General features: G+C 69.5%; 17 protein-coding genes. 12 read left to right on the forward strand and 5 right to left on the reverse strand.

Features of this window, described 5'->3' with window-relative positions:
• From OG844_RS45770 to OG844_RS45800, 7 genes are all read left to right on the forward strand, one after another.
• The gene (locus OG844_RS45770) at nt 1-474 is read left to right on the forward strand and encodes an acyl-CoA thioesterase (protein ID WP_331734358.1); all 474 of its coding nucleotides are present in this window, start codon (nt 1-3) and stop codon (nt 472-474) included.
• On the forward strand, nt 471-1,022 hold the full coding sequence (locus OG844_RS45775; protein ID WP_331734360.1) for a flavin reductase family protein: 552 nt from the start codon (nt 471-473) through the stop codon (nt 1,020-1,022). Before OG844_RS45770 ends, OG844_RS45775 begins: the two co-directional genes overlap by 4 nt.
• A gap of 202 nt (nt 1,023-1,224) precedes the next feature.
• Entirely contained in the window at nt 1,225-2,223 is a 999-nt protein-coding gene (locus tag OG844_RS45780; protein ID WP_331734363.1) for a DUF1702 family protein, read from the forward strand.
• 2 nt (nt 2,224-2,225) lie between these two features.
• Nucleotides 2,226-3,212 carry a DUF1702 family protein gene (locus OG844_RS45785; RefSeq protein ID WP_331734364.1) on the forward strand — a complete coding sequence of 329 codons (987 nt, stop codon included), beginning with the start codon at nt 2,226-2,228 and terminating at the stop codon, nt 3,210-3,212.
• Nucleotides 3,209-4,579, forward strand: a complete 1,371-nt coding sequence (locus OG844_RS45790; RefSeq protein WP_331734365.1) for a cytochrome P450 — start codon at nt 3,209-3,211, stop codon at nt 4,577-4,579. Before OG844_RS45785 ends, OG844_RS45790 begins: the two co-directional genes overlap by 4 nt.
• A gap of 324 nt (nt 4,580-4,903) precedes the next feature.
• Complete coding sequence (locus OG844_RS45795; protein WP_331734368.1) at nt 4,904-6,178, forward strand: cation:proton antiporter; 1,275 nt, start codon at nt 4,904-4,906, stop codon at nt 6,176-6,178.
• Nucleotides 6,179-6,429: 251 nt separating this feature from the next.
• Complete coding sequence (locus OG844_RS45800) at nt 6,430-7,206, forward strand: DUF6008 family protein (RefSeq protein ID WP_331734371.1); 777 nt, start codon at nt 6,430-6,432, stop codon at nt 7,204-7,206.
• A 141-nt stretch (nt 7,207-7,347) separates the two neighbouring features.
• Here the strand turns inward: OG844_RS45800 and OG844_RS45805 are convergent, their stop codons facing one another.
• Together OG844_RS45805 and OG844_RS45810 are read right to left on the reverse strand one after the other, a co-directional pair.
• Nucleotides 7,348-8,856, reverse strand: a complete 1,509-nt coding sequence (locus OG844_RS45805) for a 4-hydroxyphenylacetate 3-hydroxylase N-terminal domain-containing protein (protein ID WP_331734374.1) — start codon at nt 8,854-8,856, stop codon at nt 7,348-7,350.
• Complete coding sequence (locus tag OG844_RS45810) at nt 8,856-10,631, reverse strand: non-ribosomal peptide synthetase (protein WP_331734377.1); 1,776 nt, start codon at nt 10,629-10,631, stop codon at nt 8,856-8,858. The genes OG844_RS45805 and OG844_RS45810 overlap by 1 nt, the downstream gene beginning before the upstream one ends.
• Before the next feature lie 204 nt (nt 10,632-10,835).
• On the opposite strand from OG844_RS45810, the gene OG844_RS45815 reads away from it, so the two are divergent.
• From OG844_RS45815 to OG844_RS45835, 5 genes are read left to right on the forward strand one after another with little or no spacing between them, the layout of a single operon-like run.
• Nucleotides 10,836-11,546, forward strand: coding sequence for an O-methyltransferase (locus tag OG844_RS45815; RefSeq protein WP_406396443.1), 711 nt, complete (start codon nt 10,836-10,838; stop codon nt 11,544-11,546).
• A gap of 27 nt (nt 11,547-11,573) precedes the next feature.
• Entirely contained in the window at nt 11,574-12,485 is a 912-nt protein-coding gene (locus tag OG844_RS45820) for an acetaldehyde dehydrogenase (acetylating) (protein ID WP_331734378.1), read from the forward strand.
• Nucleotides 12,482-13,528, forward strand: coding sequence for a 4-hydroxy-2-oxovalerate aldolase (gene dmpG / locus OG844_RS45825; protein ID WP_331734381.1), 1,047 nt, complete (start codon nt 12,482-12,484; stop codon nt 13,526-13,528). The genes OG844_RS45820 and dmpG overlap by 4 nt, the downstream gene beginning before the upstream one ends.
• Nucleotides 13,525-14,553, forward strand: coding sequence for a beta-ketoacyl-ACP synthase III (locus OG844_RS45830; RefSeq protein ID WP_331734382.1), 1,029 nt, complete (start codon nt 13,525-13,527; stop codon nt 14,551-14,553). Before dmpG ends, OG844_RS45830 begins: the two co-directional genes overlap by 4 nt.
• Nucleotides 14,554-14,585: 32 nt before the next feature.
• Nucleotides 14,586-14,825, forward strand: coding sequence for an acyl carrier protein (locus OG844_RS45835; RefSeq protein WP_331734383.1), 240 nt, complete (start codon nt 14,586-14,588; stop codon nt 14,823-14,825).
• A gap of 36 nt (nt 14,826-14,861) precedes the next feature.
• Here the strand turns inward: OG844_RS45835 and OG844_RS45840 are convergent, their stop codons facing one another.
• The 3 genes from OG844_RS45840 to OG844_RS45850 are packed head-to-tail and all read right to left on the reverse strand — an operon-like array spanning nt 14,862 to nt 17,338.
• Nucleotides 14,862-15,641 (reverse strand): SDR family oxidoreductase, encoded by a 780-nt coding sequence (locus tag OG844_RS45840; protein ID WP_331734385.1) that lies wholly within the window; start codon nt 15,639-15,641, stop codon nt 14,862-14,864.
• A 3-nt stretch (nt 15,642-15,644) separates the two neighbouring features.
• The gene (locus tag OG844_RS45845) at nt 15,645-16,796 is read right to left on the reverse strand and encodes a pyridoxal phosphate-dependent aminotransferase (RefSeq protein ID WP_331734387.1); all 1,152 of its coding nucleotides are present in this window, start codon (nt 16,794-16,796) and stop codon (nt 15,645-15,647) included.
• Nucleotides 16,797-16,798: 2 nt separating this feature from the next.
• The gene (locus OG844_RS45850; RefSeq protein ID WP_406396447.1) at nt 16,799-17,338 is read right to left on the reverse strand and encodes a phosphopantetheine-binding protein; all 540 of its coding nucleotides are present in this window, start codon (nt 17,336-17,338) and stop codon (nt 16,799-16,801) included.
• Between the last annotated feature and the right edge of the window lie 243 nt (nt 17,339-17,581).

A 17,581-nucleotide genomic window follows, 5' to 3' on the forward strand; every position in this document is an offset into this window, starting at 1 on the left:
ATGCAACCGTACTATGAGTACCGCCACATGGTCGGTTTCGAGGAGACCAACCTGGTCGGCAACGTCTACTACGCCAACTACCTCCGATGGCAGGGGCGGTGCCGTGAGATGTTCCTGCATGACCACGCGTCCGAGGTGCTCGCGGACATCCAGGACGACCTGAAGCTGTTCACCCTCAAGGTCGACTGCGAGTTCTTCGCGGAGATCACGGCGTTCGACGAGCTGTCGATCCGTATGCGCCTCGACGACCTGACCCAGACCCAGGTGGCCTTCAGTTTCGACTACGTCTGTGTGCGGCAGGACGGGACCGAAGACCTCGTGGCGCGGGGACAGCAACGGATTGCGTGCATGCGCGGCCCGAACACGGAAACCCGGCCGGCCAGGGTGCCGGAGGCGCTGCGCAGCGCACTGGCGCCCTACGCGGCGGGGCAACACGGGCACCTCATCGATACGACGAGCGGGGCCAGGACATGACATTTGTCGACCGGCTGACCGCGCGTCATGGCCCCCTGCCCGCGGCGGACCCGCCGCGGACGGATCGCGTAGGCGGCGAACTGCGCGGTGTCCTGGGACGCTTCGCCACGGGGGTAACCGTCCTCACCACGGGCCGGGACACCCCCCAGGGCATGACCGCGAACTCCTTCACCTCCGTCTCGCTCGAACCACCGCTGATCCTGGTGTGTGTGAAGCGCACGGCAGCCCTCCACGACGCCATCCTGACGGAAAAGGCCTTCGCGGTCTCGGTCCTCTCAGGCGCTCAGAAGGACGTGGCCAAGTACTTCGCGGACCGTACCAGGCCACGAGGTTCCCGTGAGTTCGATGCGGTCGACACCACGCCCGGACAGCACACCGGAGCTCCTGTCCTGACCGGTGCGCAGGCGTGGCTGGAGTGTGGTCTCGCCGCGGTCCACGACGGCGGCGACCACTCGATCTTCCTGGGCTCGGTGCTCGACATCGGGCGCGCGGAGAGCGATGACCCGCTGCTGTACTTCGGCGGCGGCTTCCACCGGCTCTCCGCCTGACGCCCACCGGCCCAGGCCGGTGGGCACGGCCGGGGACGCTGCCGAGTGCGGCGCCGGCCCTCACGGCACGATGGCGACGCCGCACTCCGGAAGTGGCCGGCCCGCCCGGACGATGGCGATGATGCCCGACAAGGGCGTCCGAGGCGGATTCGGTCGGCCCGGACCGGACCGTGGAGACCGACAGTCAAGGGAGAGCTGCCAGATGGCCACACCACTCGGTGCGCTGCGTAAGCTTGTGCTGGCCCCTTCGCTGCACTCGGTCAGTTTCGCCGGCCGGAAATTCGCCGTCACCCCGACTCCGGCCACGGCGCGGCTGGAGATGATCCCCCAGTCGGTGGTCGTCGGCTTCGAATGGGGCATCGAGACCCGCGGGATCGCGGAGGTCGAACAGCGGCTGGCGATGGTCGAACCCGAGATGCGGGGATTCGCGTACGAGGGGGCCGCCATGGCGTTCACCGTGCGCGACGCCATGCGCGGGCACCGGACCAGGGAGCTGATTCTCGGCTCCGGCCGTCCGCACTTCTTCCTGGCCTATATCGGTATCGGCTTCGCCATGGCGCGGTTGCCTCGTCCGCTGTGGCGCAAGGTACTGCCCGATCTCAGCGAAATCCCCTTCCACCCCACGATGAGCTGGCTGGCCGTCGACGGGTACGGCTTCGACCGCGCGTACTTCGACACGGCGCGGTGGGTCGACAGGCAGTACCGGCCCGCGCCGTACCCCTGGGACGGGCATCCAGAGTACTTCCCGCGAGCCGTGGACCAGGGGATCGGACGCGCGCTGTGGTTCATCCACGGCGGCCGCCCCCCCGCGGTGGCCGCGGCCGTGGAGCGTTTCACCGAGGACCGGCGGGCCGACCTGTGGAGCGGCGTCGGTCTCGCCGCGACCTTCGCGGGCGGCGCGACGGCCAAAGAGCTCGGTGGCCTGCGGGACTCGGCCGCCCGAGCCGGCTACGCCGCGGACCTCGGGGTCGGCGCGGTCTTCGCGGTCAAGGCCAGGCACTACGCGGAGTTCGTGCCCGACCACACGGTCACTGCCTCGTTCGAGCTGACCGGACGGGGCATCGAGGAGGCTGTGGACCTGGCTGACCGCACCGAGGTCGAGCGCACCGGCACCGGCCCGGTGCCGCAGTACGAGCTGTGGCGCCGGAACATCCGCGCGGACTTGCTGAGCGCGGTCGTCGCCCCTTCCCACGAGGAGTAGAAATGGCGAATCAGTTCGGCCGGCTCCGCAGCCGCCTGCTGACCCCGAGCATGAACGAGACGAAGCTGTCCACCCGCGGATTCCACGTGAAGAGTCCCGAGGCACGCGAACGGCTCGAAACGGTCGGTGAGTCCTTCCTGACCGGCTACTCCTACGCTGCCGCGGCCTCCTCGACCGCGGATGCCGAGGTCGGGCTCGAGACCGTACCGCCGGAGTTCAGGGGGTTCGCGTACGAGGGGGCCGCCATGGGGATGGCGGTGCGCGACGGGCTGCCGATCGGCGGCAGCCGGCACGTGGAGCGCTTCCTGTGCGGCAAGGCCTCGAAACACGCGTACATGGCCTATGTGGGCGTGGGCTGGGCCATGGCACGGGTGCCGCGGTTCCGCTGGTCCCGGATGTACACCGCCGACCCGTTGCTGCGCTGGCTCGTGCTCGACGGCTACGGCTTCCACCAGGCGTACTTCCGCACCGACCAGTACGTGCGCGGGCAGTACCAGGACCCCGACTTCGCCTGGCCCGGCGCCAAGCGGTCCCCGTACGCCAACAGGGTCATCGACCAAGGGATCGGCCGCGCCATATGGTTCGTCGGCGGGACGGACGTCGAGCGGATCACCGCGCTGCTCGATTCGTTCTCCGAGGAACGGCACGCCGACCTGTACGCGGGGGCCGCACTGGCCGCCACGTACGCCGGAGGCGTCGGCAAGGCGGAACTGCAGCTCTTCCGGGAGCGGGCCGGAAAGCACCGGGAATGGGTCGCCCAGGGTTCCGCGTTCGCCGCCACCGCGCGCCTCGAGGCGGGGCTGGGCAACGAACACACCGAGCTGGCCACCGAGGTACTGTGCGGCATCACCCCCGAGCAGGCCATGAACGTCTGCCAGGAGTCGCAGCCCGGTCCCTCCGCCGGGGACGCGGGCACGCCGGCCTACGAGGTCTGGCGCTGCCGGATCGCCGGGCGGGTCGCCGCAGGCGCGGAGGACCGAGCAGAGTGACCGCCACCCAGGCACAAGCGACCGGCAATCGGCGGCGCCCGCCCGGCCCCTCCCGACTCGCCACCTTCAAGCTGCTCAACATGCTGCTGCGCGACCGGCTCGCGCTCATGCGCACGGCCGCAGACGGCTACGGTGATGCCGTGCGGGTCGCCATCGGCCCCAAGACGCTCTACTTCTTCAACCACCCCGACTATGCCAAGTACGTGCTCGCCGACAACCCGGGGAACTACCACAAGGGCATCGGCCTGCACCAGGCCCGCCGGGCTCTCGGCGACGGACTGCTGACGAGCGAGGGCGAGCTGTGGCGGGAACAGCGCAGGGTGATCCAGCCCGCCTTCCAGGCCAAGCGGATCGCGGCCCAGGCCGCGGTCGTGGCCGAGGAGGCGGAGCGGATGGTCGGCCGGCTGCGCGCCAGAACCGGGACCGGGCCGGTGGACGTCACCGCCGAGATGACCGAGCTGACCCTGGGAGTGCTCGGGCGCACCCTGCTCGACGAGGACCTCAGCGGTCACGCCTCCCTCGGCCACGACTTCGAGGCCGTACAGGACCAGGCGATGTTCGAGGTCGTCACCCTCGGGGCGGTCCCGCAGTTCCTGCCACTGCCCCAGCAGCTCCGTTTCCGCGCCGCCCGCGCCCGGCTGCAGAAGGTGACCGAACAGCTGGCGGCGCACCGCGCGTCGCGCTCCGGTGGAGACACGGACGACGTGCTCTCCCGGCTGCTCGAATCCGTGCACGCCGAACAGGACCCGCGGGTGGCGCGGCGCCGATTGCGCGACGAACTGGTCACCTTGCTGCTGGCCGGCCACGAGACCACGGCCAGCACCCTCAGCTGGGCCTTCCATCTCATCGATCAGAATCCCGAGGTGGGCGAACGACTGCGCGACGAGGCCCGGCGCGTGCTCGGCGACCGGCTGCCGGAGTTCGGAGACCTGCAGCAGCTGACGTACACGACGATGGTCGTGGAGGAGACCATGCGGCTCTACCCGCCGGTGTGGATGCTCTCCCGGATCGCCCAGGGCCCTGATGTCATCGCCGGTTACGACATTCCGGCCGGTGCCGACGTAGTGGTGTGTCCCTACACGCTGCACCGTCATCCCGCGTTCTGGGAGCAGCCCGAACGCTTCGATCCGGAACGCTTCGACCGGCAGCGGCGCGCGCAGCGTCCCCGCTACGCGTACATTCCGTTCGGCGCCGGACCGCGCTTCTGCGTGGGGAACCACCTCGGAATGATGGAGGCGGTCTTCGTGGTCGCGATGGTCATGCGTGAACTGCGCCTGGTGCTGCCGAAGGGCGCGTCCGTGGTGCCCGAGCCGATGCTCTCGCTCCGGGTGCGCGGCGGCCTGCGGATGTCCGTGCAGGGTGCCTGATGAATACCTGACCCCCGCGCACCCGCACCGAGGTGTCCCCGCCCGGCTCGCACACTCCGGGCCATTGAACCGCTCGCCCATGCCCGCATGCCCTGAGGCTGTGTCCGGAAAGTCCCGCCTGGCCCGCGCCGCCTGGCACGCACTCCGGCCGGACCGGCCGATATCCCGCGTACGTCCCGTACGCGAGATATCGGCCGGCACGCCGAGAAGTGGGATCTCCCCTGCTCGAGCGAAGCCGAGAGCGTGGGCGAGCACCAGAGCCGCGGACTGCTCCACGCAGATTCTCCGGAGAGGTCCCAGAGCTGTCCCCGGAGGACCCCTGCCATGTCCAGCCCTCTCCAACTCGTCCTCGTCGCCGTCCCCGCCGTGGTGCTGGCCTGCCAGGCCGGCGGCTGGGCCGCCCGCCGTCTCGGCCAGCCACCCGTCATCGGAGAGATGGCCGTCGGCATCCTCCTCGGCCCCTCCCTCCTCGGCTGGCTCGCCCCCGGCGTCCAGCACCTCCTGCTGCCGCCCGCCGTCCTGCCCTACACCTCCGTACTCGGCAACCTCGCCCTGCTCGTCTTCCTCTTCCTCATCGGCCTCGAACTCGACCTGCCCTCCCTGCGCGCCAGCCGCCGCGCCGTCGTCTCCGTCGTGACCGGCAGCATGGTGCTGCCTCTGGCGCTCGGCACCGTCCTCGCACTGGCGATGTACCCGGCCCTCGCCCCGCCCGGAGTACAGCGCCTCCCCTTCGTCCTGTTCATCGCCACCGCGCTGTCCATCACGGCCTTCCCCGTTCTCGCGCGGATCCTCACCGACAAGGGCCTGGCCAGCACCCGCCTGGGCACCTTCGCGCTCGCGTGCGCCGCCGTCGACGACGCGCTCGCCTGGTGCCTGCTCATCGCGGTCACCTCCCTGGCCACCGCCGGTTCCCCTCTGGACGCCCTCGTCGCCCTCGCCCTGACCGCCACGCTCACCACCGCACTCATGGCGGGGCGTCGCCTCGTGAAGCGGGCCCTGGAGCGCGCCGCCCGCACCTCCGACGAGCTGGTGACGGTGCTACTGGTCGCCGGCCTGCTGCTGGCCGCCTGGGCCACCGACCGGATCGGAGTCCACCCCGCGATCGGCGCGTTCCTGGTCGGCGCGACCCTGCCGCGCGGGGTGCCGGCCGTCGAACGCAGCGCGGCCCGTCTTCAGGCCGTGGTCGTGCCCGTGCTGCTGCCGCTGTTCTTCGTCGACATCGGTCTGCGCACGGACCTCGCTGCTCTTCCGGGCGGCCAGTGGGGCTGGGCGGCGATCGTTCTGGCCGTCGCCGTGACGGCCAAGTGGCTCGGCGCCGCCGGAGCGGCCCGGCTCGCCGGCTGCGACTGGCGATGGTCGGCGATGATGGGCACCCTGATGAACTGCCGCGGAATCACCGAGATCGTCGTCCTCGGCATCGGCCTCCAACTCGGCGTCATCTCCACGAACCTGTTCACGATCATGGTTCTCATGGCCGTCATATCCACCGCCGCCACCGCGCCTCTGCTCGACCGGCTCATCCGCAATGCCCCTGACCTCGGCGCCCCGGCTCCGGCCGGCGAAACCGTGCCGCCCGGGGGTCCGGAAGCGACCCGGTGATCACGCTCACGTCAGCAATCCGGAAGAAGCGGACCGGGCGGGCCTGGAGCAGTGTTGTGCTGGTAAAGCGGAGGCTGGTGCCGGTCCACCTCGCGGCGGACCGGAGGTTCCCCGGCGACCCCAATTCTCGGTGAACCAGGGCCTACCGGCCCCTGTTGGACGTATTATGTGCACCGCCGAACTCCGGCAATCGCTTCTGTGCCACCCCCTGAGATCTCCTCAGTTGAGAGACAACCAGGAAGGAACTCCGCATGGATCACTCCGGTATGCCTGGGATGGAATCCACCGCCTCGGCGGTGGACACTCTGGGCGCTGTCCTCTTCATCGGCTGGGCCGTCGCGATGTGGGCCGCCGTCGCCGTGCTCGCGGTCGGAAACCGGAAATCGGTGAAGCCGTGGATGTACAAGTTCGCAGTAGGGCTCATAGGTGTCGGCGTGGTGGGCCAGATCGGCCACTTCCAGGAACATGTCGCACAGGCCGGCTACTGGATCGCCAACCCGTACTCTCCCGCATGGATGACTCCGTGGGCCGACAGCCTCGCCCGGGGGATGGGCCAGGTCGACCCCGGTAAGCCCGCCCTCGGAATGGAGATCCTGCACCTGACCGGGAACTTCATCTTCCTTGCCGGACTGGTCGGCGTCGCGCAGATCACGTACCGGCTGGCCGGACAGCTGAAGGCGCGCAAGTGGGCCAAAATGGGTGTCTGGATGCAGGGTATCCACGGCATCGAGCACATCGTGCTGACCGCTTCGGTGGTGATGGGCGCGAGCCGGGCCATCGGTCTGTCCACCTGGTTCGGTGCCATCGAGCCCGGCCCGGCACTGGTGACGTACCGGGTCTGGTGGCACTTCGTGGCCAACATCGTGGGCACGGTCATTCTCACCCTCGCCGTCTACCACCTCTGGAAGGAGAGGCGGGCGGTCAAGGTGAAGTTCGGTGTCCCGGTGCACGCGGAAGTCGCGACTGCCCCGGTGGCCGGCTCCGAGGACAGCTCCACGAGCGAACGCGAACCTGTGGGCCGTCTGTGAGGTTCGGTCCGCCGGGCGCCCCGGCCGGTCGGCCGTCGTGAGAGGCAGCGGTTTCCGGGCCCGGTCGTGGCCCGGAAACCGCTGTCGCCCGCTCCATCGCCGTGGTCGCCCACGGCGGTCACCCGGCCTCGTGGGGAGGACCTACTCCCGCGCGAGGTCGGGTGCCCGCCAACCGTCGAGGTCGTACTCGGCCAGGCAGCGATCGACGAACGCGCGGTATCCGTCCATCTGCCCGCTGCCGATCTGGCCGCGCAGCAACTCGATCCTGGTGTTCTCGTGGTTGCCGGAGTAGTTGCGCTCGTAGAGTTCGTGCCGGCCACCGAACTCCGTGCCGATCGTGTCCCAGAGCAGCTTCATCACCTTTACCCGCTCGACGGCGTCGACGCCGTGTGAACCGCGAAGGTAGGTGTCCAGGTACGGCCGGATCTCCTCGTTCCGGAAGTCCTGCGCGCTGGAGGGCAGGTAGATCAGTCCGCTCGCGACGTCCTGCAACACGATCTCCCGGACCCTGCTGTAGCCGACCTGGGAGAACCACCGGTACGCCATGATGTAGTCCGGGTTCGGCAGCACCGCGCCGTCCCGCCACTCCACCGGGTTCCGTGCCGCCGCGTCGGACAGCCCCCAGAACAGGTTCCGCCAGGCGAGCACCTCGCCCAGCCTCGCCTGCACGCCGTGGAAGTCCGCGGCCCCGGTGATGTCCAGCGCCTTGGCCAGCAGGCCGGCCATGAACTCCAGCTTCACCGCGAGCCGTGTGCTGCCGTGGAACATGGCCCGCTCGACGAACCCGGAGTGCCCGCTGAACATGCCGACCTTGTTGACGTCACCGTAGATGAACACGTTCTCCCACGGGATCAGTACCTTGTCCAGGACCAGGATGGAGTCGTTCTCGTCCAGCCGGGACGACAGCGGGTAGTCGAACGGACTGCCGGTCGACTCCGCTGCGGCGGAGTACGACTGACGGCAGATCAGCTTCAGCCCGGGCGCGTCCATCGGCACGGTGGCCGCGATGGCGAACTTGCGGTCCTTGACCGGCAGGCCGGTGTGGGTGACGAAGTTGTAGTGCGTGAGCGCGGAGTTCGTCGCGACCACCTTCGCCCCGCTCACGATCACGCCGCTGTCGGTCTCCCGCTCGACGTGCACGAACACGTCACCGACCTCATCCGGTGCCCGATGCCGGTCCACCGGCGGGTTCACGATGGCGTGGTTCCAGTACAGGACCTTCTCCTGCGACTCCCGGTACCAGCGCCGCGCGTTGTCGGCGAAGGGGTTGTAGAAGTCCGCGTTCGCGCCGAGCGTGCCGAGCAGCGAGGCCTTGTAGTCCGGGCTGCGTCCCATCCAGCCGTAGGTCAGCCTGGACCACGCCGCGATGGCCTGCTGGTCGGCGACCAGATCGGCCGCGCTGTGCGGCGTGGTGAAGAACCGGTGCGTGTAGCCTCCGGGGCCGCCGGCGTCGGTGGCGGTGGTGAGCACGTCCCGCTGTTCCGGATCGTGCAGCGCGTCGTAGAGCCGGGCGATCATCCGGGCCGGGTTGCGGAACGCCGGATGCCGGGTGACGTCGCGCACCCGTTCGCCGTAGATGTAGATCTCGCGGTCGTCACGGATGCTCTCGAGGTATTCGGCGCCGGTCAGCGGCCGGGTCGGCCCCGTCATCAGGGGGCCGCCGGAGCCGAGTGCGCGGCCCGCTTGCCGTCGATGTACACCGCTAGCTCAGCCACGGTCGGGTGGTCGAACAACTTGTTCACCGAGACCCCGACGCCGACCGCGGCGCCGATCCGGTTGCACAGCCGGATCGCCTGCAGCGACTGGCCGCCGAGGTCGAAGAAGCTGTCGTCGATCCCCACCTCGGACACCTTGAGCAGGGAGCTGAACATCGTGCACAGCTCCTGCTGGAGAGGCGTCTGCGGTGCCCGGGAGGCGACGACCTGGTCGAAGTCCGGTTCCGGCATCGCCTCGCGGTCCAGCTTGCCGTTGGCGGTCAGCGGCAGTGCGTCGAGCCGGACGAACGCCGCCGGTGTCATGTAGCCGGGGAGCTTGGTCCTGGCGTGCGCGCGTACCGCCGCGAGGTCGAGCGTGCCCGTCCCATCCACGACGTAACAGACCAGCTGCTTGTTCCCGTCCTCGCTCTCGCGTGCCAGGACCACGACATGCGTCAGCCCCGGATGGTCGGTCAGCGCCGCCTCCACCTCGGCCAGATCGACCAGGAAGCCGAGGATCTTCACCTGGCTGTCTTCCCGGCCGGCGAACTCGACCGTGTCGTCGGCGGTCCGGCGGGCCATGTCACCGGTCCGGTACATACGAGATCCCGGCGGGCCGAACGGATCGGCCACGAACCGCTCGGAGGTCAGGCCGGCCTGGTTCTGGTAGCCGCGGGCGACGCCCTCGCCCGCGAGGTAGATCTCGCCGACGGCGCCGGCCGGCGCGGGCATGAGGCCCTCGTCCAGGATGTGGATGCTGATTCCGGTGAAGACATCGCCGACCGGCACGGCCTTGCCGAGCTCCGTGTGGCGGGTCATCTCGTAGTGCGCCGAGAACACGCTGCCCTCCGTCGCGCCGTACATCGCGCGGATCACGAGGTCGGGGCAGGCGTCGAGTACCCGGCGGACGGCCACCGGCGAGACCACGTCGCCGCCGGTGAGCACTTCGCGTACGCCGGCGAACGTCGCCGGGGCCTCTTCGGCGAACACCCGGAACAGACCGGCGGTCATGTGGAGCCCGGTGATCTCGTACTTCGTGATCAGCTCACGCAGGACCGAGGGCTCCAGCCGGCCAGGGGGCGCGACGACCACCTGGCCGCCGTGCAGCAGCGGCATCCAGATCTCGTACGCGGACACGTCGAAGGCGTACGGCGCCAACTGCAGCACCCGCGCGTGCCGTTCGACGTCCCACTGCGGATCCACCAGGAGCCGCACCACTTCCCGCTGGGTCACCGCGACGCCCTTGGGCCGGCCGGTGGAACCCGACGTGTGGATCACATAGGCCAGCTGATCGGGAAGGACCGGCACCTGTGGATCGTCGACGGGCTCCCCGGCGATCTCCGGGTCGCGCACCGCGAGAACCGGCACGCGGTCGGGAACGCCGGCCAGGCGCATCGCGTCGTCCACGAGCAGCACCACGGGGCGGGCGCGGTCCACGATCCACTGCCGCCGGTCGGCGGGGTCGGCTTCGTGGACCGGCACGTAGACCCCGCCGGCCTTGAGGATCGCGAGGAGCGCGACCACCAGATCGGCGGACCGCGTCATGAGGACCCCGACGCGATCCTCGCGGCCGACCCCGAGCGTGATCAGACGACGCGCGAGCCGGTTGGCCTGCTGGTCCAGCTCCTGATAACTCAGAGCGGCCCCCGTCGCAGCCTCGGACACGGCTGTCGCATGCGGCGTCCTGGCGACCTGCTCGGCGAACCGGGCGGGAATAGAAAAGGCTGTCATATGCCACTCTCCGCATAGCTCTGTGTATTCGGCTGTCGTCGTGAAGGAACATGCGTCGTATCCATGAGACCGGTCCCTCGTATTTCTTCATAACCATGCCCAAGGCGCCGGAGCGGATCGCCTCCGCGCTTGCTATACACCGATTCCGCTTGTTCCGATGCGCAACTTCGGAGACGTTGTCCGTGTTCTTTCCTGGCACGATGAATGCCGCCCGTCCCCCATCGGTGCCACGAGGAGGAACCGGTGCTCGTTCATTTGGTGCTCGACGACGAGATCCAGCGATACGTTCAGGACGTGTCGCTCCGCGAGGACGACATCGCGCGCGAGTTGCGGGCGGCGACCACCTCGCAGGTGTTCGAACACAACATGTCGGCCTCGCCGGAACAGGGGCAGCTTCTCAGCTTCCTCGTCGGGCTGATGTCTGCCAGAACCGTCGTTGAGGTCGGGGTGTTCACCGGCTACAGCACGCTCTGCATGGCCCGCGCGCTCCCCCCGGACGGCCGCCTCATCGCGCTCGACTTCAACGAGGAGTGGGCCGACATCGGACGCCCGTTCTGGGAGCGGGCCGGCGTCGCCGACCGTATCCGGCTCGAACTGCGCCCGGCGGTCCAGACCCTGGACATGATGCTGGCCGACGGCGCGGCCGGCACCGTGGACTTCGCCTTCATCGACGCCGACAAGGAAGGCTACCCGCTCTACTTCGAGCGCTGCCTCGAGCTGTTGCGGCCAGGCGGTCTGATGGTGATCGACAACGTCCTTCTGGCCGGCAACGTCGCGCGGCCGGATTTCAGCGACCCGGAGACCGACTCCATGCGTGCGCTGAACTCCACGCTGCTCGAAGACGATCGAGTCGAGCTGAGCATGCTTCCCATCTTCGACGGCGTCACGCTGGCGTACAAGCGCGCCCGCGACTGAGATGTCCTCTCGTGTCAGGAGCGACGAATGACCTACAACGGCTCCCGGGCAGCGGCCGGCAGGCTGTCCGTGGCGGTGCTCGGCACTGGCCTCATCGGCATCGATCTGGTGGCCAAGACCATCCGATCCGACCGGCTCGATCTAGGGCTGGTCGTGGGCCGCGACGAAGCCGCTCCGGGACTGCGGCGGACTGCGGCGCAGGGCTTGCCGGTCTCAGCCGGGGGCGTGCAGGCCCTGGTGGACGCCGAGCATCCCTTCGACCTGGTCTTCGACGCCACCAGCGCGGCCTCCCACGCTCAGCACGTGGAGAAGCTCCTGCCGCTGGGCACGATGCTGATCGACCTGACGCCGAGCCGGAGCGGACAGATGATCATCCCGACCGTCAACCGGGCGGACATCCATGCCCATCGTGACCTGAGCATGGTGAGCTGCGGCGGGCAGGCGTCGGTGCCGGTCCTGCACGCGATAACGCAGGCGCACCGGATCGACTACATCGAGGTGGTGACGACGTGTGCCACCCGGAGCATCGGACGCGGGACACGCATGAACCTCGACGAGTACGTCGAGACCACGCAGGAAGCGATCCGCAGCTTCACCGGTGTCAGGAACGTCAAGGTGATGCTCAACATCAGCCCCGCACGGCCGCCGGCGACCTTCCGGGTCGCGATGTCCCTGCTGGGCCCGGACCTCACAACCGAATCGGTGTCCTCGCTGGTGGCAGGAGCCGCGGACGAAGTCCGCTCCTACGCCGGAGGCTTCACGGTGAACGCGTGCACCGTGCATGACGGCAAGGCGTTCATCTCCGTCGAGGTCACGTCGTCCGGGGACCGCATCCCGCGGTACGCCGGGAATCTCGACATCATCAATTCCGCCGCGATCCTTGTCGCGGAGAGCTACGCGGCGGAACGGCTCCCGATGGCAGGCGTGGGGAAATCATGACCGAGGCGACAGAACCGGAGACCCCGGGCAAGCCGATCCAGATCCACGACCCGAGTCTGCGGGACGGCCACCACGCCGTCCGGCACCGCCTCGGCGCGGACCAGCTGCGCGCGTACGCCAGGGCGGCGGACGCCGCGCGCGTTCCGGTGGTCGAGGTCGGCCACGGCAACGGGCTGGGCGCCTCCTCCCTTCAGGTCGGCCTCGCCAAGCTCGACGACGACGAGATGCTGTCGATCACCAGGGAAGCCCTGACGAACAGCAAACTGGGTGTCTTCCTGCTTCCGGGCTGGGGCACGGTCCAGGACATCAAGAACGCCATCGCGCACGACGTCGATCTGGTCCGCATCGGTACGCACTGCACCGAGTCGACCCTGGCCGAACGGCACCTCGGCTTCCTGCGCGATGAGGGTGTCCAGGCGCACGGCGTCCTCCTGATGAGCCACATGGCGACCCCGGACCAGCTCGCCGAGGAATGCGCGCGTCTGGTCGGGTACGGTGCCACCGGGGTGGGCATCCTCGACTCCGCCGGCCACTACCTCCCGGCCGACGTCACCGAGCGCATCCGGGCCATCCGCGCCGCCGTCGACGTACCGGTGATATTCCACGGCCACAACAACCTGGGCATGGCCGTGGCGAACTCCGTCGCGGCAGCCGACGCGGGAGCGGACATCCTGGACGCGTGCGCGAGGGGTTTCGGGGCCGGCGCGGGCAATACCCAGTTGGAGGTGCTGGTACCGGTGCTGGAACGGCTCGGGTACCGGACCGGAATCGACCTGTACGGGCTCCTGGACGCGGCGGACATCGCCGAACGGGAACTGATGCCCGCGCCGCCCACGATCGACTCGATCTCCGTTGTCAGCGGTCTGGCCGGGGTGTTCTCCGGATTCAAGACCCGGGTGCTCGACATCGCCGCGCGCGAAGGCGTCGATCCGCGCGATGTCTTCTTCGAACTGGGCAGGCGCCAGGCGGTCGCGGGTCAGGAAGACCTCATCATGGATGTCGCGCTGGCCCTGAGGGGCGCGGGGCTCGGGGACGAGCCGTGACCGGTGGCCCGGGCGGGGCCGCGGACCGGGCGGTGATCTGCGGGGTGGGGTACCGGCTGCCGGAGCGCATCGTCACCAACGCCGAGCTGGGCGCGCGTCTGGACACTCCGGAAGACTGGATCGTGGCACGGACCGGGATCTCCCGGCGCCGCTGGGTGGAGCCGGGCGAGGCGACGTCCGACCTCGCGGTCCGGGCGGGCCGGGCAGCCCTCAAGTCGGCCGGCGGCGGGCAGATCGACGCTCTCGTGCTGGCGACGACCACCCCGGACCAGCGCTGCCCGGCGACCGCGCCGGAGGTGGCCTCGCGCCTCGGCCTCGGCGGTGTCGCGGCCCTGGATGTCTCCGCCGTGTGCACCGGATTCCTCTACGGCCTGGCGACGGGGGCGGGTTTCATCGCGGCGGGGCTGGCCGAGCGCGTCCTGGTGATCGCCGCGGAGGCGTTCTCCACCCTGCTCGACCCGAACGACCGGACGACCCTGCCGATCTTCGGTGACGGGGCCGGTGCGGTGGTGCTGCGGCGCGGCCGGGCCGACGAGCCGGGAGCAGTCGGCCCGCTGGTCCTGGGCAGCGACGGTGATCGCAGCGAGCTGATCACGGTCAAGGCCGGCGGCGCGCGGCAGCCGATTTCCGGACCGGCCCCCGACGACGGGTCGCAGTACTTCCGGATGCGGGGACGCGAGGTGTTCCGGCAGTCGGTCGAGCGGATGAGCGCTGCGGGGACCGAGGCGCTGAACCTGGCCGGCTGGCAGCTCGGCGACGTGGACCGCGTGGTCACCCACCAGGCGAACGCGCGCGTCAGCGCGGCGCTGGCCGAGCGGCTCGGCCTGAGCCGGGACCTGATGGCACAGAACATCCGCGACGTCGGCAACACCGCCGCCGCCTCGATCCCGGTCCTGCTCGCCCAGGCGACGGCGGACGGGAGCATCGAACCGGGTCACCGGCTGTTGCTCGTCGCTTTCGGCGGCGGCCTCACCTGGGGCGCCACGACGCTGACCTGGCCCCACCTCGAACTCCACGATGCGTAGGGCATCGGAGCCACCGGACACCGGAGGACGCAATGTACGAGCGGCTGAAGGCAATCATGGTCGATGTCCTGCTGCTGGATTCCGACAGGGTGCGACCGGACGCGACACTCGAACAGGCGGGCGTGGACTCACTCACCGTCGTCGAGCTGTCGTTGGTGCTCAGTCAGCACCACGGCATCGAGATCTCCGACGACGAGCTGATCGAGCTCGAGACAGTGGCGGACATCGCCGCGCTCATGGAGCAGCACCCCGCCTCCGATGTCTCCCGCTGACACCCGTGGGGGGCGGTGTCAGCCGCCCCCACGGGCTCAGGTGCGCAGGTAGGAGGCGCCGTTCAGGTCGAGGACGGCGCCGCTGGCCCACTCGGCCTGAGCGGAGGCCAGGTAGAACACGGCAGCGGCGATCTCATCCGGCTCCGCGACGCGGCCGAACGGGCTCTGCGCCCTGATCTCGTCGCCACCCGGCGGCTTGAGCCACTCCGTGGTCATTTCGGTGGCCACGAACCCGGGCGCCACTGCGGAGACCGCGATCCGGTACGGCGCGAGCGCGAGTGCGAGTGACTGGGTCAAGGAGTTCAGACCCGCCTTGCTGGCACCGTACGCGGGCACGTCCGGCTCGCCCCGGAACGCGCCCCGCGACGAGACGTTGACGATCCGCCCGCCGCGATCCCGCTCCCTCATGTGCCTGACCGCGCACCAGGTCACGTTGGCCGCGCCGACCAGATTGACCCCCAGCGTCGCGCGCCACTGCTCCTGCCAGGTCGCGTAGTCGACCTCGGTGATCGGGTGCGCGGTGAAGACGCCGGCGTTGTTCACCAGGATGTCCAGACCGCCCAACCGGGCGACGGCCGAATCCACTGCCTCGAGTACCGCCTCGCTGTCGGTCAGGTCGGCCTCGACGACGACGTGCCCGCTGCCGTCGAGTCCGGCCACCAGCTTCTCGGCGGCCTCGCTCGGCACCCGGTCCAGGATCGCCACCCGGTCGCCGGCCTGCGCGAACCGCTGCGCGATGGCCCACCCGATACCCCGGGCCGCCCCGGTCACGAGGACCGCGCGCCCTCCGTTCGGCTCACTCACGTTCTCGGCCATGAGTCAGACCCCTCTCGCCAACCTGCCGGCGGCATCGGCTATGACCTCGTCAGGAAGGGAGAAGCACACACGGATGTACGGACGATCCGGTGGGTTCAGGTAGAACGCTTCGCCGGGCACCGTTCCGACGAGGCTTCGCCGGAGCAGGATCTCGGTCGCTTCCGCCCCGGTCGCCACTCCCAGGTCCGAGCAGTCGACGAACAGGAAGTAGGAGCCGTCCGGCTCGTTGGGCGACAGCCCGGCGGCGGCGAAGCCTTCCGTCAGGATTCGGCGCTTCCGGTCGTACATCGCGCGCAGGCCGCGATAGTAGTCGTCGCCCAGCCTCAGCGCCCGTGCGCCGAGTTCCTGGAGCGGAGCAGGCGGGCAGACCACGAGCGACTCGGCCGCGACCTTGATCGCGTGCATCAGCCGTTCCGGGCCGCAGGCGTAACCGAGCCGCCATCCGGGAACGCTGAACGATTTCCCCAGCGACGACACCGTCACCGTGCGCCTGCCGAGATCGCCGACGGTCGCCGGGGCGATGTGCGGGGTCGGGCCGAAGTAGATGTCCTCATAGACCTCGTCGGTGATGACGAGCAGATCGTGCTCCTCCGCGACGGCCGAGATCGTCATGAGTTCGGCCGTGGTGAGCCGTCGCCCGCTCGGGTTGTTCGGCGTGCAGACGATCATCGCCCGGGTGCGGTCGGTGACAGCCGATCGCAGCGCCTCCTCGGTGACCTCGAATCCCGGCCCGAAGAGCCGGACCGGCTCCGCTCGCAGGCCCAGCACCCCGAGCGCGGTCGGATAGTTGCCGTAGAAGGGTTCGAACAGGAGGACGCCGTCCCCTGGGTTGAGCAGCGCTGTGAGCGTGGCCATGAGGGCGCCGGTCGCGCCGACCGTGGCGACGATCTGAGTCGCCGGATCGACGCTGAGCCCGCTGTACTTCTTCAGCTTGTCGGCGACAGCCTCGCGAAAGACGGCGATCCCTTCGGGCTCGCTGTATGAATGGCCGATGTCCCGGAAATCCCGCGCGCCTTCCGCCAGCAGCGAAGGAGGCGGCGGAACCTGGCACAGTCCCTGTGCGATGTTGATGGCACCGAGTTCCTGGCAGCGCACCGTCATGGCGCCGATCGAGGACTCCTGCAGGTTCCGCATCCGGTCGGCGACGTCGATCATCGTCAGACCTCGGTGCTCAGCGTGTCCAGGAGCCGGTCGAGCTCCGCGACAGTGGGCGCGTCGAAGATCTCGTTGATCGATATCTCCACACCGACCGCCGGCCCGACACGGCTGGCGATCAGCATGGCGTCGATGGACTCGCCGCCCATGACGAAGAAGTCGTCGTCCAGACCCCACCGGGGCCTGGCGAGCACCTCGGCGAAGATCGTGCACAGCAATTCCTGACGGTCCGATCCCGGCGCCCGGTAGGGCCCGAGCCCCCGCAGCTCCACAACCGGCAGCACATGCGCCTGCGGTGTCCCGCCGGAGGCCACCGGCAGGGCATCGACGACCACGACCGCCGCCGGCACCGCCGTACCGGGCAGCGCCCCCCTCAGGTGCTGATGCAACGCCGCCAGATCGAACCCGGCACCACCGGGCACGACATAGGCCACATGCACCTGCCCGACAGGATCCTGCTCATACGTCAGGACCGCGGCATCCACGAGACCGGGGTAGGCGGCCAGCACGTCTCGCACGTCCTGGAGCGCGGCAACAGCCATCAGTCGCTCACCTTCCATGCAGGTTCCGAGCGTTCCCCCACAGCCTTCGCAAGCCCAGGCCCGCCGACAAGCTCCCAGATTGCTCAACGGCAAAGCGTTCGCGCCCGATCGGTGGCCGTTTCCTGAGCACCTCTCAGAATGCTGAATCGCTCGGGACGGTTCGGCGTACGGCCGCATCTCGCAGATTGCTGCGGCGGAAGAGCATGGGCTTTCGCGGGCGGGTTCACAAATACCCTGTCGTCG

The sequence above is a fragment of the Streptomyces sp. NBC_00887 genome (genome assembly GCF_045207585.1).

What these genes read in the sequence shown, in the direction of transcription:
- OG844_RS45840 (WP_331734385.1), bottom strand. Translation starts at nt 15,641, where the DNA reads ATGGCCGAGAACGTGAGTGAGCCGAACGGAGGGCGCGCGGTCCTCGTG.
- OG844_RS45800 (WP_331734371.1), top strand. Translation starts at nt 6,430, where the DNA reads ATGGATCACTCCGGTATGCCTGGGATGGAATCCACCGCCTCGGCGGTG.
- OG844_RS45775 (WP_331734360.1), top strand. Translation starts at nt 471, where the DNA reads ATGACATTTGTCGACCGGCTGACCGCGCGTCATGGCCCCCTGCCCGCG.
- OG844_RS45795 (WP_331734368.1), top strand. Translation starts at nt 4,904, where the DNA reads ATGTCCAGCCCTCTCCAACTCGTCCTCGTCGCCGTCCCCGCCGTGGTG.
- OG844_RS45835 (WP_331734383.1), top strand. Translation starts at nt 14,586, where the DNA reads ATGTACGAGCGGCTGAAGGCAATCATGGTCGATGTCCTGCTGCTGGAT.
- dmpG (WP_331734381.1), top strand. Translation starts at nt 12,482, where the DNA reads ATGACCGAGGCGACAGAACCGGAGACCCCGGGCAAGCCGATCCAGATC.
- OG844_RS45850 (WP_406396447.1), bottom strand. Translation starts at nt 17,338, where the DNA reads ATGGCTGTTGCCGCGCTCCAGGACGTGCGAGACGTGCTGGCCGCCTAC.
- OG844_RS45785 (WP_331734364.1), top strand. Translation starts at nt 2,226, where the DNA reads ATGGCGAATCAGTTCGGCCGGCTCCGCAGCCGCCTGCTGACCCCGAGC.
- OG844_RS45810 (WP_331734377.1), bottom strand. Translation starts at nt 10,631, where the DNA reads ATGACAGCCTTTTCTATTCCCGCCCGGTTCGCCGAGCAGGTCGCCAGG.
- OG844_RS45815 (WP_406396443.1), top strand. Translation starts at nt 10,836, where the DNA reads ATGCCGCCCGTCCCCCATCGGTGCCACGAGGAGGAACCGGTGCTCGTT.
- OG844_RS45805 (WP_331734374.1), bottom strand. Translation starts at nt 8,856, where the DNA reads ATGACGGGGCCGACCCGGCCGCTGACCGGCGCCGAATACCTCGAGAGC.
- OG844_RS45770 (WP_331734358.1), top strand. Translation starts at nt 1, where the DNA reads ATGCAACCGTACTATGAGTACCGCCACATGGTCGGTTTCGAGGAGACC.
- OG844_RS45845 (WP_331734387.1), bottom strand. Translation starts at nt 16,796, where the DNA reads ATGATCGACGTCGCCGACCGGATGCGGAACCTGCAGGAGTCCTCGATC.
- OG844_RS45780 (WP_331734363.1), top strand. Translation starts at nt 1,225, where the DNA reads ATGGCCACACCACTCGGTGCGCTGCGTAAGCTTGTGCTGGCCCCTTCG.
- OG844_RS45820 (WP_331734378.1), top strand. Translation starts at nt 11,574, where the DNA reads ATGACCTACAACGGCTCCCGGGCAGCGGCCGGCAGGCTGTCCGTGGCG.